General features: G+C 42.0%; 13 protein-coding genes. 4 read left to right on the forward strand and 9 right to left on the reverse strand.

Going from position 1 to position 13,323, the window contains the following annotated elements:
- Positions 1-113: 113 nt before the first annotated feature.
- The 3 genes from BV375_RS29160 to BV375_RS29170 form a co-directional block, all read right to left on the reverse strand.
- The gene (locus BV375_RS29160; protein ID WP_086767012.1) at positions 114-578 is read right to left on the reverse strand and encodes a hypothetical protein; all 465 of its coding nucleotides are present in this window, start codon (positions 576-578) and stop codon (positions 114-116) included.
- A 296-nt stretch (positions 579-874) separates the two neighbouring features.
- Positions 875-1,513, reverse strand: a complete 639-nt coding sequence (locus tag BV375_RS29165; RefSeq protein WP_086767014.1) for a Uma2 family endonuclease — start codon at positions 1,511-1,513, stop codon at positions 875-877.
- A gap of 171 nt (positions 1,514-1,684) precedes the next feature.
- On the reverse strand, positions 1,685-3,373 hold the full coding sequence (locus BV375_RS29170) for an NAD(P)H-quinone oxidoreductase subunit 4 (protein ID WP_086767016.1): 1,689 nt from the start codon (positions 3,371-3,373) through the stop codon (positions 1,685-1,687).
- 231 nt (positions 3,374-3,604) lie between these two features.
- Between BV375_RS29170 and BV375_RS29175 the strand changes: the two genes are divergently transcribed.
- Positions 3,605-4,099 carry a DUF393 domain-containing protein gene (locus BV375_RS29175; protein WP_086767018.1) on the forward strand — a complete coding sequence of 165 codons (495 nt, stop codon included), beginning with the start codon at positions 3,605-3,607 and terminating at the stop codon, positions 4,097-4,099.
- A 311-nt stretch (positions 4,100-4,410) separates the two neighbouring features.
- On the opposite strand, the gene BV375_RS29180 is transcribed toward BV375_RS29175, so the two are convergent.
- From BV375_RS29180 to BV375_RS29205, 6 genes are all read right to left on the reverse strand, one after another.
- The gene (locus tag BV375_RS29180; protein ID WP_086767020.1) at positions 4,411-6,171 is read right to left on the reverse strand and encodes an RluA family pseudouridine synthase; all 1,761 of its coding nucleotides are present in this window, start codon (positions 6,169-6,171) and stop codon (positions 4,411-4,413) included.
- Positions 6,172-6,241: 70 nt separating this feature from the next.
- Positions 6,242-6,793 carry a Uma2 family endonuclease gene (locus BV375_RS29185; RefSeq protein ID WP_086767022.1) on the reverse strand — a complete coding sequence of 184 codons (552 nt, stop codon included), beginning with the start codon at positions 6,791-6,793 and terminating at the stop codon, positions 6,242-6,244.
- Positions 6,794-6,977: 184 nt separating this feature from the next.
- Positions 6,978-7,484 carry a class I SAM-dependent methyltransferase gene (locus BV375_RS29190; RefSeq protein WP_243714091.1) on the reverse strand — a complete coding sequence of 169 codons (507 nt, stop codon included), beginning with the start codon at positions 7,482-7,484 and terminating at the stop codon, positions 6,978-6,980.
- Between the two features lie 542 nt (positions 7,485-8,026).
- Complete coding sequence (gene aroH, locus BV375_RS29195; protein WP_086767024.1) at positions 8,027-8,440, reverse strand: chorismate mutase; 414 nt, start codon at positions 8,438-8,440, stop codon at positions 8,027-8,029.
- A gap of 85 nt (positions 8,441-8,525) precedes the next feature.
- Positions 8,526-9,347 carry a signal peptide peptidase SppA gene (gene sppA, locus BV375_RS29200; RefSeq protein WP_086767026.1) on the reverse strand — a complete coding sequence of 274 codons (822 nt, stop codon included), beginning with the start codon at positions 9,345-9,347 and terminating at the stop codon, positions 8,526-8,528.
- 473 nt (positions 9,348-9,820) lie between these two features.
- Positions 9,821-10,117 (reverse strand): hypothetical protein, encoded by a 297-nt coding sequence (locus tag BV375_RS29205; RefSeq protein ID WP_086767028.1) that lies wholly within the window; start codon positions 10,115-10,117, stop codon positions 9,821-9,823.
- A 440-nt stretch (positions 10,118-10,557) separates the two neighbouring features.
- Here BV375_RS29205 and BV375_RS29210 point away from each other — a divergent pair, with 440 nt between their 5' ends.
- The 3 genes from BV375_RS29210 to BV375_RS29220 all read left to right on the forward strand — a co-directional run bounded on the left by BV375_RS29210 (position 10,558) and on the right by BV375_RS29220 (position 13,268).
- Positions 10,558-11,355, forward strand: a complete 798-nt coding sequence (locus tag BV375_RS29210) for an MlaE family lipid ABC transporter permease subunit (RefSeq protein ID WP_086690873.1) — start codon at positions 10,558-10,560, stop codon at positions 11,353-11,355.
- A gap of 80 nt (positions 11,356-11,435) precedes the next feature.
- Positions 11,436-11,852 carry a DUF3119 family protein gene (locus BV375_RS29215; RefSeq protein WP_086767030.1) on the forward strand — a complete coding sequence of 139 codons (417 nt, stop codon included), beginning with the start codon at positions 11,436-11,438 and terminating at the stop codon, positions 11,850-11,852.
- A gap of 120 nt (positions 11,853-11,972) precedes the next feature.
- Positions 11,973-13,268, forward strand: a complete 1,296-nt coding sequence (locus BV375_RS29220) for a DUF3086 domain-containing protein (protein ID WP_086767032.1) — start codon at positions 11,973-11,975, stop codon at positions 13,266-13,268.
- Positions 13,269-13,323: the final 55 nt, after the last annotated feature.

Below are 13,323 nucleotides of genomic sequence, written 5' to 3' on the forward strand. Positions count from 1 at the left end.
ATAATAGTCTGTCTTGTCCTTCTTTGCTTCCACAATATTAGACCTGAATCCTTACTTTAATTCAAATAATTCAAAGCTTAAAATCGCATTTACTCATTTTCTACTATTTCACACTATCCAAGATTTTCCCATTCACTCCATTCATCCTGACACCATCCAAAACTACGCCAAAATCCATTACCATTAGATTGTTTTTCAAAAGCAAATGAAAGAAAGCTTTCGCCAGTTTTTAGACGTAAACGGTTGACGCCTGTAGTATCGAACAAAAATAGTATAAGGCTAACATGAAAAGTATCTCCCGACTCTTCAGTTCCTACGATATCGCCTCCAATTAAAGCTGACCAAGTTACAGATATAGGAGAGTTTCCTCTCTCATCAGTCCATATCCAACGACCAAATGATGGACAATGTGGATTTTCAATATTTAATTGAATTTCATCATCACGGTGAAAATTATGCCCAACAAACTTCTGAAAATCATCTAGTAGAGCATCTATGATTTCATACCAAGTTTCTCTGTTATATGCTTTCTCTTCTTTTCCTGCATCCCAAAGCTTCCGTTCAAGTTCTGAATTCATCTTTTAATAGACGATTTATAAAGTAAATCTTTAGTCAGCGAAACATGCAAAATTATCCGAATCATACTCATAAGTTCACCTCAAGTTCAGGTGCTTAAATAAATCTTACTAATTGGTTCGTGTTTACGACAAATGCACAAGCATTTGTTGAAAACTTTGGCATAAAACTTAGAAACATGCTTATCTTTACAAGAAATGCTGAAACGAATGCCTACCGTAGACAAACACGCTGAAATTTATTGTAAGTTCAATTACTTTGCAGTCTTATGTAACGCTCATTTGCTAAGTTGTAAAAGTTATGGCTGGCGAAATTGGGTTTTCAGGTCGCGCAACATTTTACTGGTTCCTTGGTCAATGGCTTTTTGCACCATTTGAGGAATTAGTTCAATTAAGGATAGTCCGGGAAAGGTGGGGCTGATGGATGTTTCCGCGTAGCCTTCATTAGAGAGTAGATATATTTTTAATTGTTTATTGCCGTAAATCCAAACTTCGGGAACACCCATCGCTTCGTAGGCATCAAGGGTGGTTTTAGAAGTAACATCGGATTCTATGGCTAAATCTGGGGGTGGATACTTTTTTAAATCCAGGTTGGTACAACCTCGCACTCGGTCAGCGTTTTGGATGTAGAAACAGGTATCTGGTTCAATACCAGCAATTTCTGGACGTTTGAGGGTGGTTGAGCCAAAATCTTCCCAATTGCGACCCTGTAGATCAAGAATCGTTGTGAGGATATAAGCGATAATCCGGTGGGGACGTTCATGCAATGCTAGCGGGGACATGATTTCTAAAGTTCCTCGGTAGTAGGTGACGCGAGTGGTGCGCTTTTCTCCCAAGTCGGTGAGAATTTGCTCAAAGTCTTGCCAGGATAAGTTAGAGATCATAATCTGGCTACCGGGGGTGAGTTCAATGGCTTGAATGGGAATGGTTACGCTCATCTTTTTGCCTTAGTTGACTCCGGCGCTTTTTCTTCCATACTGACATGTCATTTGCCAGTAAGGAGTTTTTGCATTATTCCGATCGCACTACAAGGAAATAATATAAAAAGCGATCGCCCAAAAAAAGAGCGATCGCGCTAAATTTTCAACAGATAATAGAGGTCGAAAAGCTTACTTTATTGTTGCCAAAACTGGTGCCAATTCAGCATCTGCAATCTTAGGCGCTAAGAATCCACTGGCATAAATCTGGGGATTTGCTTGCGAGATGACGGTATATGATTGGCGAAGTTGAGCATTCACTGCCACAGTCTTCACATCGTACATCTGCATAGCTACCTTGGGATAGAAGCCGATGCCGATAATCAGCACGATAAAACAGGCAGCGATAAACACTTCCCGTGGACTAGCATCTCTATATACTGCTTCGGTGGGTACAACGCAGTCTGTACCAAAACAAACTGCTTCTTCACCTTCTTGATACTTCCAGCTTGCATCTGCAAGGTCACAGTTAGGTGCTTTACCAGTACCGTAAAATACTTCTCGCAGCATGGAAAGTAGATAGATTGGTGTAAGAATGACTCCTACAGCAGCGAGGAAAACTGTGACTGTGCAGAAAGTCGAACTATAAACATCACTGGTTGTCAAACCAACAAAGACTGAAAGTTCGCCAGCAAAGCCACTCATACCGGGAAGAGCCAGCGAAGCCATTGCACCTATTGTAAATAGAGCAAAGACTTTGGGCATCGCTTGACCAATACCACCCATATTTTCCATTGCCATTGTATGGGTACGGTCATAAGTCACCCCTGCCAAGAAGAACAGCACCGATGCAATCAAACCGTGGGAAATCATCTGTAACATTGCGCCGTTGATTCCCAAATCGGTGAAAGATGCAATTCCCAGCAGTACAAATCCCATGTGGGAAATTGATGAATACGCCAAGCGACGCTTCATGTTCGTCTGGGCAAAGGAGTTCAATGCACCATAGATAATGTTGACAACACCCAGAATGGCTAAAACAGGTGCAAAGTAAACATGTGCGTCAGGTAAAAGCTCAAGGTTTAACCGAATTAGCCCGTATCCACCCATTTTCAGCAGCACACCCGCCAAAATCATCGATACGGGAGCAGAAGCTTCACCGTGGGCATCTGGCAACCAGGTGTGTAAGGGAAAAATAGCGAGCTTGACACCAAAGGCAACTAGCAATCCTGCATATAGCAGCAGTTCTAAACCAAGGGGGTAGTCTTTCATCCCCAAGGCGACCATATCAAATGTTATATTGCCTCCTCCGTAAAGCGCCATTGCCAAGGCTGCCACGAGAATAAATATAGAAGCGGCTGCGGTATATAACAAAAATTTTGTGGCTGCGTAGCGACGCTTTTGTCCGCCCCAAATGCAGACGAGGAGGTAAACAGGGATAAGCTCGACTTCCCACATGATGAAAAACAGCAGCAAGTCTTGGGCAACGAAAACCCCTATCTGTGCTGAATATAGCACGAGCATCAAAAAGTAGAACAGCCGTGGTCTGCGGTCAACTTGCCATGCGGAAAATATCGAGAGCGTTGTGACAAATCCTGCTAGTAGCACAAGTGGGGCTGATAGTCCATCGACCGATAATGCCCAGTTCAAACCTAACTGAGGCACCCAGGCATAATTGTCCACGAGTTGAAAACTAGCACTGCTTGCATCGTAATGTTTCCAAAAGGCGTAGCACATCAAAATAAAATCTGCGATACCTACACCTAGGGCATACCACCGCACGCGCTTGCCATCTTTATCAGGCAGCACAGGGATGAGCAGGGAAGCAACCAGTGGCAGTAGAACAATCGCGGTAAGCCAGGGAAATCGATCCGCTATCATGTCAATGAGAAAAAATACTTATCTGTGAATAAAGCTATTCTACTAGAGTTTGTAAACAATTGTGAATAAGTATTTACTTCAGTAGACGTAGGAAAATTTATATCTTTGGGGATATGTGAAAGTACATATAAAATGAATGTCTCAGAAAAAATATTTAAATTGAAACATTTGTTTAGATATCTTAAATTTTCTACAATATTTAAGTACCAGAAACTTAATTAACAATCTTTTATGTCTTTATCAAATTCCCAATCCTATAGTTCCGATAAAGTGCTGACTCAACCTGTATCTAGTGCACATACATGGAAAATCGAACTGTTGTATGACAGTGAATGCCCTTTGTGTATGCGCGAGGTGAATTTTCTGCAAAAACGAGATGCAGGCCGAGGGTTGGTAAAATTTGTCGATATTGCAGACGATGACTATAACCCAGAAGCGCATGGCGGAGTAGACTTTGAAACAGCAATGGGACGCATCCATGCAGTTTTACCAGATGGAACAGTGGTACAAAATGTTGAGGTGTTTCGGCGCGTTTACGCAATTCTGGGGATGGGTTGGGTTTATGCTATAACCCAGTTACCTATTATTGGTGCGATCGCAGATTTTCTCTATGGAGTTTGGGCAAAATGGCGGCTCGCGATCACAGGACGACCGAAATTAGAAGATATTGTAGCCCAGCGTCAAGAGCGACTTTGTAATACTGAGGGGCGTTGTCGGATAGATTAAAGAACCACAGATAAGGCTATAAGTAAGTTTTAAACGCAAAGGGGTGCAGAGTCAGCGCGGAGTAACGCAGGGTTTTTCTAATTTTAATTCGTTACTAATTTGTGAAATCTTCTACTAAGTAGTAAAAGTGGGCATTGCTTACTATATCTATAGTTTTGCGTGGCAATGCCTACATGTCTTGGAAAAATCAATTAGAAACTCTCTATATATTGACTCCGTGAGCAAAAATGCGATAAAGACTAAAATATATGCTCTATTTGTTAAAACCTATTGCTTGGAGTTTAACAGGTTAACGTTAGCAACATCCATCCTCAAAATGGTAGATTTGCCTGTATTTGCAGGGTTTCTCCCAAGTGTGGATGCTGGAAGCGAAGCTGTCTCGCGTGCAAATATAAGCGACTAGCAACTTGACTACAACCATAAAGGCGATCGCCTAAAATAGCTACCCCTAACCCTTGTACATCAGCCGCATGAACTCTTAACTGATGGGTACGTCCTGTTAGTGGTGTCAACTCAACACGAGTATGGTTTCCCTCTCTGGCTAGGACTTGAAAATGGGTAATGCTGGGTTTACCGTAGTGCCAATCAACTTGCTGATAGGGGCGATTGTCGGGATTCCCCCAAAGTGGCAGTTCAATTACACCTTGGTCAACTGTTACATTCCCAGAGAGTATGGCTTCGTAAACTTTGTGAATTTGCTGTTGCTGAAATTGTATGCTTAGTTGACGATAAGTTTGGCGATCGCGTGCTACTAGCAAAATACCAGAGGTGTCTTGATCCAGCCGATGGACTGCATTGAGTGACATACCATCCGGGAATAAATTACGTAAACGGCTGAGAACGCTATCTTGAGTATCAAAATAACGACCTGGAACTGATAGTAATCCTGCGGGTTTATTGACGGCAATCAGCCATTCGTCTTCGTAAATAATCGATAGTGTTTCTGCTTTTTCTTGTTCAAAAAGCAATATGATATTCGTTGAATTGCTCATATTAAAACTTGCGCTTTTGCTCCCCTCCTCGCTTGCGGGGAGGGGTTGGGGGTGGGGTTCTGCGTTGTGATTAATTAAATTAATTTCTGAAAATCCTGACAGCAGAAATCCCATCAATGGCTGACAGCGTTCTGCACAAGCACCGTAAAATCTTCCCGGAATTTTGTCTCCATCGGCGGATTTAGATCCCCACCAAAACTCTGCCATTGCCAATGGTTTGAGATGATGTATCGCTGCATATTGCAACAGTTTGGGAGCGCAACAGTCACCTGTGCCTGTGGGTAAGCCTTTTGGCATCAATTGTTGTAGCGATCGCGATTTTCCGAAAAAATTGATCAGAGTGTAAGCCGCGTGCATCTGCGCTTGGAGTTGGCGGGAAAGTTGTTTACGCTGTTGTTTCAGTTCCTGCATCCGCCTATCTGCTGCTGCAATTACCTGTTTAAGCGGCTGCAACACTTCATTTTGCTGGCGTTTAAGTTGGCGCTGTTCGATTCCCTGCTGGCGGCTTGCTTCATCAAGTTGTTCAAGAGCAATAGTAAGTGCTTCGCCTGTGAGTGTCGTGCAGATTTGCTGACGTTTTTCTTGTCGCTGATGTTTGCAATTGCGATGGCGATCGCGCATTGCTTGCAACTGCTGTTCAAATTCACGAGACAGAGTTTCGTATTGCTGTCTTTGGGCGAGTTGGTTTAAGGTAATTAATTCTTGCTTGATAGCTTCTAATTCAGCCAAAGTCTTGGCTTCCTCTAAAGCAACTTCCTCTCGTCCCGGAATTGGCGGAACCCAACCCTCAACTACATTGCAACCATTCAGCAAACCGGAGAAAGCTTTGAGTACTCGCTGTTCACCAGTAGGTAGTTCAACTAGCAATACTCCATACATCTTGCCCTCTTGAGAATAAAGCTGATCGCTGGCAAGTTGTTGCATTAAACTTTGGGCGATCGCTTCTACTAAAGGGGTGCGTGGGAGTCTCAGCAAATTACCGTTTTGAGGACAATACCCTTCATAGTAATAGTTCGGGGCTGTGTTGTTGAGTGTACAATTCCAGTCAAGAAAATCTGAAAGCGGATGAAGAACATCCATAAAATATCTGGTGAAAAATTTAGCTACTTACACATATTCATTACCTTAATCTCAAAACGGAATGTGAGATTTAAGCACTGACAATCAAATTTACTGCAACAGCTATATCTGGAAATCGTATTGGATAAATAGTTCCGTCTGTGAGTGTAGATTTAGAAGCGTACTCACAATCTTGCGGATCTCGAAATACTACAAGCTGCCTTTTTTTAAGGTTCACCACCCAGTATTCAGGGATTTCAGCTTCGGCATAAATTTTAGTTTTAATCTCAAAATCTTTGTCTAAGCTCGAATCTGAGTATTCAATCAACCAGAAAATATTTTCAGGATAAGGATGATGATTTAAGTATTCACGCCCCAAGCGTTGCACAATGGCAATATCTGGTTCTGGTTCAGAGTTATTAGGAAGTGTAATCGGTTTTGCTGGACGAATTGTAGCTCGTTCGCCCAATAAGCGAGTGAGATATTCCCCTGCTTCACTACTAAAATAGGCGTGAGGTTCGCCTTCTGGTGACATCTCTACAATCTCTCCCTTCAATAGTTCCACACGCCGATCATCCAAGATCCCGGCTGCAATCATGCGGTGGTAATCATCTATTGTCCACTTAGCTGTAGTTACAACCATCGCGATCGCTTTTTTATCGCTCTCATCATTTCACATCCTAACTCAAACATTAATTGAGTTAGGTTTTACGCCAATCAACAGTGCAAGTTCTAGCCACTTCCAATAACAATCTACATCAATGAAGCCCAGATTTCGCAGCCAACCCAACTGTGTTTCTACGTTTAAAAGTTTATTTGATGGGTCGTCATTTTCTGGTGCAATACCAAGTTTTTGTAAAAAATGCTCGTGCAATGCTGGTGTTGGGTGAAGCAACATGCTCTAAATTGCAAAAAATACCACCAGGCTCCAGTATTTGAAAAATTTCTGTGTATAGGGAAAGTTTGCGATCGTGGGTGAGGTGGTGAATAGCAAAGCTGGAAACTACTGCATCAAAAAAACCTAATTCTGGCAGAGGTTGATCTAAGTTGTGAGCAATTACTTGCACTGTTGCATCGCCAGCAAAGCGCGTTTTTATTGCTTCTAACATGGTTGTGGAAAAATCAATGGCTATACTTTGCGCCTGAGGACGGTCAAGTTTGAGTAGTGCTAGTAAACGACCATCACCAGTACCTAAATCCAAAATACGCTTCACAGTCTTGGGAACGTGTTCTAGCAAGACTGCTTCACCTTCAGTACGGTGGGGTATGGAGTCTGCCTGAGCCAAATATTTCAAGGCATGGTCAGCAGAAGACCAGAGGTTGATTTGATTCATCAAAGCACAATACTCCTGGCGATCGGATTTTTTTAGCTTGACAGGAAACGTAATTTTAGAACATCACTCAACTAGGCTAAATAACTACTTTATTCCAACCACTAACTTAAGTTTTGCGTTAAGCGTAGACGCTTCGCGTCTTGTTGACAATCGCTTCCAAGTTTCTTTTGAGGTGCTAGTAATCGCAATGCAGGCGATGGTAGCCGCTTTATATTTGGTATTGGTTAAGGCATTTCAAGTTTTGTAACGATCAGATTACCGAGTTTTTCAAAAACTCGGTAATCTTGCCGCCCTTCATAAAAAAATAAAAGCTTTGATTGGTGAATCCAAAACTTATTTTGTGATTTAAATCAGTTGTTTTAAATTAAAGCTGTTTTAAAAGTGCTGAATGGTAAATTATGAAATGGAATTGAAGATAATTAAAAATCTTTCTGTTTCCAAGTATCACTAAATACTATTTTCATTTTTGTATCTTTTTGTTTCTAATTTCAGTCCTTGGGTTTTTAGCGTAGATTATTTTATCGACTAATTTACGCACATATTTAGACTTTTGATTCTACTACTTGCGGCGATCCTGGTAACGGCTGGGGCAAACTCCAGTCAGGACGCAGGTTAGCAGCATTACGTAAATATGTATGGTAAATTGGTGCGGAGGTTGGCAGGTAGACGTGGATTAAGAAGCGGATACAGCGCTGTAAACTACCCTCAACATGCATTTGCTGCACATCCAGCATTGCTACACCATCCCAAGCCGGACGAGTTCTGGCGATCGCAGCTGGAAAAATAGCATCCAAATCTCGTGTTACCGAGAATGTAACGCTGACAATATCCTTTGGCTGGAGATGATTCCGTTTTTCCAATTCATCTAGTAGTTCTGTTACCGCTTCTCGAATCGCCTCAGTGGTGTTTTCTGAAACGGTTGTTGCTCCACGAATAGCCCGCATTTGCCACTCCACGCCCAATCCTCCTTAAATTAGCTCAACTGTGATTTCTCACTTTATAGTTTTTACCACTGTTGATTTACCTCTGACTATTGAGTATTTATGGTCGATATAACCACAGGGGTAATCCACTGGTAGACATTTCAAATTCCAGCCAGTCAATACTAGCCCCAATTCCTGATGAAACCTGACGACTTCCTGGTAAAAATCGACTTAACAAGGGTTTACGTTCTTCTAGGTTGAAGTATGGTGTTTTTTCAGGATCGAGTCCGGCTAGTTCTGCTGTCCAGCGCCGTGCATCTTCCTCTGTTCCCAGACGATCTATCACTCCTAACTCTAAGGCTTGCTGTCCAGTAAAAATTCGACCATCGGCAAAAGTTTTCACAGTTTCTACCGCTAAAGAACGAGCTTCAGCAATTGTTTGCACAAACTGCTGATAACTTATGTCAATCAACTCTTGCAGAATGTTTTGTTCTGGTTCTGTCAGTTCTCGGTCGAATGCCAAAATATCTTTGTAAGGGCCAGATTTAATTACCTTAAAAGAAATCCCGATTTTGTCCAGCAATCGTTCTAAGTTATTCCCCCGAAGAATTACACCAATACTACCCGTAATTGTACCTGGGTTTGCCATGATATATTCAGCTCCCATGCCAATGTAGACACCGCCAGAAGCCGAAATATTGCCAAAGCTGGCAACAATTTTCATTTTATTCCGCAGACGTTTCAGGGCGCTGTAAATTTCTTGAGAATCCCCCACTGTACCGCCAGGACTATCGATTCGTAGCAGTAATGCCGGAAACTTTTTTTCCTCTACTGTTTTTAGTGCTTCTAGCACATGTTTGCGAGTACCACTGGATATTGCACCAGTAATTTCAATCCGAGCAATTTGTTTACTAAACCTGGGCTTAAAGGGCCAAACCATATGCGCTCATAAAACCTCGTAATAAACTCAATATAAGATCTCAAGAGGTCAGACGACCTGCTTTCCCCACACAAAAAGTGTACAGGCATGGCGCTAGGAAGAATTTTAAGGAAGTTTTTAGATTAATCTAGATGTTTATTTGCTATTCTCACGCCAACTCAGCCTGAAACAACAATGTAGCTTTTTGAAGATCTCAATTGTTATAACCACTGATTCCAGCTGCTTTTGGCTGTAGCAATCCATGTTTTACTAGCAGAGTAACTAGTACTGCTGCGGAGAACCTAAAATTATAAATACCAGAACCTCACCTCAGCAAGCTTAGGCTTGACGGCTGAATAAGACGTAATTTTTGTAACCAATATTAATTAGTCTACTCAAATTTAATTAATCAAAATTCAGCAATGCCAATTCCTATATCTTAGTGAGGAATAGTAATATCCTCTAATTTTGGAAGGTAGATTTTTTATAGCTACTCAGGAATCAATTCGCAAAATTTGACACCGATAATAAGCGTAAATATCAAACAGCGCCCCAACAAAACTACAAGTCAAACTGATTACCAATAAGCCGCGCAGGGGAGTACCGCTACCAAAAGTAGCAAGAAAATGTATAATTTGGGTAGCGATCGCCTCAGCTATCCTTTGTAAACCGGGAATGTGACCGACCAAAGATAACAGGAGCAAAAAGCCACCGACTAAAAACATCGGCACCACAAAGCTGAAAATAGTAGTAAGTAGCAAAGAACGGAGAAAGTTAGTGAAAATAGTCATTTAGACGACACTCCGTGGTTAAAGTGGACAATAGCCAAAAAGCAATATGTCATTTTCTACAATACGTGCGATCGCTCCAGAGCAGTGAAGATGTCAAAAATCTTAAGTTTTCATTAAAAAAATCTGCTATTAGTCACATTAGATGCATCAAGCATAAACAAGCGCTAAAATCGTCAAAACCCTTGCTAATTAAAGTATTAGCTCAACAGCTTTCCTAATAAATAAATATAAAGCGTGGTGGCATTAGCCTTCATTTTCTGAGATGAGCTTTAAACTAAGTTAATGTTTCACCCTAAGAACCTGGAGAAGGCAAGTTAAGCAGGAAGCAGAGCCAGAAATGACAAATATTCATTTACTCTGACTCATTGCCTGTTGCCTCTTGACTACTGCCCGTTTACTTTCGCTATTCTTAAGGCAGTTACCGAGTTAGCTACAAAACATTGAGTGAGACTACATCCAAATCCAGTTTAGGAGCATGGAGTCAGCGGTTGCTGGCAGCGATTTTCCTGGGTGGACAAGTACTAGTTCACCTATTGAGGGTCAAAATTCATTGGCGAAACACTAAAGAGCAAATGGCAGCAGTTGGGCCAGATTCTCTGTTTATTGCCCTATTAACGGCTATTTTTGTGGGCGCAGTGTTTACCATTCAAGTAGCGCGAGAATTTATTAACTTTGGGGCAGGAAATCTCGTCGGCGGCGTGCTGGCGGTAGCCTTAACAAGAGAACTCTCGCCCGTACTGACAGCAGTGATTTTGGCAGGACGAGTTGGTTCGGCTTTTGCAGCTGAAATTGGTACTATGCGGGTAACAGAGCAAATTGATGCTCTGTTGATGTTAAAAACAGACCCAATTGATTACCTAGTTATTCCCCGCGTCTTAGCTTGCTGCTTAATGCTGCCAATTTTAACTCTCCTATCTTTGGTAACAGGGATGCTAGGGGGGTTAGTAATTGCATCGAACTTATACAGCATCTCCGATACTACATTTCTAGACTCAGCCCGTAATCTGCTTGGCATCTGGGATATTTGTAGTGCCATGATTAAAGCATTTTGCTTTGGAATTTTAATTGCTGTAATTGGTTGTAGTTGGGGTCTAACAACAACAGGAGGAGCCAAAGGAGTTGGACAATCAACCACAACTGCTGTTGTCACAGCCTTGCTGATTATATTTGTAAGTAACTTTTTCCTTTCTTGGTTAATGTTTCAAGGTACTGGCAGTGCACTGCTTAAGGGCATGTAGCCCTAAAGCTACTATCAATAATCCTCGCCATAACTCCTAATTGTCCGCCTCCTAAGCCCCAAAATCCTAAAATAGGTAATGTGTCTATTAACAAAGCAGGATTTGAGACTGTGACTAGTTCATTTGCACCCAACACCACATCTACGGTGGAACTCAAACCTAACTACAATATCCCTGTAGTTTTGGTAATTGCCTCTATTCCACTGCTGTTAGTTCAACCTCTGGTAGGAGGCGTTATCGGATTGTTTGGTTTGTTTCTGATGTTTCAGACAGGCACATTGCGGTTGCTATTTACTGCTAGTGACTTAGATATTTACAGAGGTGAAAAACTAATTCGGCGGTTTCCTTATCAGGAATGGCAAAATTGGCGGATCTTTTGGAATCGAATTCCTATACTGTTTTACTTTAAAGAAATCAAAAGTATTCACTTTTTGCCGATTTTATTTGACCCCAACACCCTGAAAGCCTGCCTGGAAGAACGTTGTCCACGGATTTAGCATTGATTGCTTTAGATGCAGACTCAGAAATCAGTACAAACTACCCAGGACTTTTAGCACAGGTCAATTGTATATTTCTGAAAGCTATTTATTCGCGTCATAGGAATTACACTATTGTTTATGAAACCAGAGGAATCTCAAACCCCAGAATCGATTGATGAGTGGTTGGCGCAAATACAAGAACAAAATCCTAAAGTAGAAGATTCAGAACACTCATCTATTGAGTCAGAGGTAGAAACAGAAGCCCAGAGTTTATTAGATGACACGCCACAAAATGATGCAACTGTTGAATTAGCCATTTCCCATGCAGAGGAAGAAAATTCTACAGTTGCAGCCCAAGCAGATGCAACGGCTGAGTTAGTTACGCCATTAGCTACCCTAACTGTGGCACCAAGGTCACAAATAAACTCAGAATCAGAAGATAATTCCCTATACGCACAAGCAGCACAACAAGTTGCAGATTTACAAAGCGCCAAAGAAGCTCTAGAAGCAGAAATAGCCAATCTGCAAGGAACTTACAAAACTCTTCAGACACAAGTTGGAGAAACTCAATTGACGCTGGGACGACTCGTGCAAGAGTCGCTAACACAGTTAGAACAACGCAAACAAGCGCTGCAAATTTCTGTAGAACAGTTAGAACGCCGTCAAGAACGCATCCGTAATGAAATGCGTACCACTTTTGCCGGCACATCCCAAGACTTGGCAATTCGGGTACAGGGTTTTAAAGATTATCTCACAGGCAGCTTACAGGATTTAGCAGCGGCAGCAGAGCAGTTGCAACTAGCACCGCCTGTCATCGAACGAGAAAAACCAGTAGTAGTGAAAGAGGTGAAGCCAGCTGAATCACAGCCAGGTATCCCACAATTTGCCCAACAGCAGTTTCAAGATACTACAAAGCAAATTCGCCGCCTAATCGACCAATATCGCAGCAAACCAGATTACTATGGTCCTCCTTGGCAACTACGCCGTACCTTTGAACCAGTGCACGCAGAACGAGTTTCTAACTGGTTTTTCAGCCAAGGCGGAAGAGGTGCTTTGCGGACAATGGGTAGCCGCTTACAGAATATCTTGATTTCTTCGGCTGTGATTTCCATACTCAACAAATTGTATGGCGATCGCGTCCGCACTTTAGTATTAGCTAATACTCCAGAACGTTTAGGTGAGTGGCGGCGCGGTTTACAAGATTGTTTAGGTATTGGTCGCCCAGACTTCGGGCCCGATCGAGGGGTAGTATTATTTGAGGCACCGGAAGCTTTGGCTCAAAAAGCCGACCGATTGGTAAAAGCAAATCAACTGCCTTTAATTATCATCGATGATTCTGAAGACCAAATTAGCCTAGCACTACTGCAATTCCCTTTGTGGTTAGCTTTTGCCCCTGACCCCAAAATGATGAGAAACTATGATGATGATTTTTAAGTGCGATTCGTTTGCTCGAAATAAGTAGTAATACTTAAGGATGAGCAGCAAGGAT

This window comes from Nostoc sp. 106C (genome assembly GCF_002154725.1).
Classification (GTDB): Bacteria; Cyanobacteriota; Cyanobacteriia; order Cyanobacteriales; family Nostocaceae; genus Aulosira.

Bases quoted from the DNA above. Each gene is read 5' to 3' on its own strand.
- BV375_RS29175 (WP_086767018.1), top strand. From the start codon at position 3,605: ATGTCTTTATCAAATTCCCAATCCTATAGTTCCGATAAAGTGCTGACT.
- BV375_RS29160 (WP_086767012.1), bottom strand. From the start codon at position 578: ATGAATTCAGAACTTGAACGGAAGCTTTGGGATGCAGGAAAAGAAGAG.
- BV375_RS29165 (WP_086767014.1), bottom strand. From the start codon at position 1,513: ATGAGCGTAACCATTCCCATTCAAGCCATTGAACTCACCCCCGGTAGC.
- BV375_RS29205 (WP_086767028.1), bottom strand. From the start codon at position 10,117: ATGACTATTTTCACTAACTTTCTCCGTTCTTTGCTACTTACTACTATT.
- BV375_RS29180 (WP_086767020.1), bottom strand. From the start codon at position 6,171: ATGGATGTTCTTCATCCGCTTTCAGATTTTCTTGACTGGAATTGTACA.
- BV375_RS29220 (WP_086767032.1), top strand. From the start codon at position 11,973: ATGAAACCAGAGGAATCTCAAACCCCAGAATCGATTGATGAGTGGTTG.
- BV375_RS29185 (WP_086767022.1), bottom strand. From the start codon at position 6,793: ATGGTTGTAACTACAGCTAAGTGGACAATAGATGATTACCACCGCATG.
- BV375_RS29170 (WP_086767016.1), bottom strand. From the start codon at position 3,373: ATGATAGCGGATCGATTTCCCTGGCTTACCGCGATTGTTCTACTGCCA.
- BV375_RS29190 (WP_243714091.1), bottom strand. From the start codon at position 7,484: ATGAATCAAATCAACCTCTGGTCTTCTGCTGACCATGCCTTGAAATAT.
- sppA (WP_086767026.1), bottom strand. From the start codon at position 9,347: ATGGTTTGGCCCTTTAAGCCCAGGTTTAGTAAACAAATTGCTCGGATT.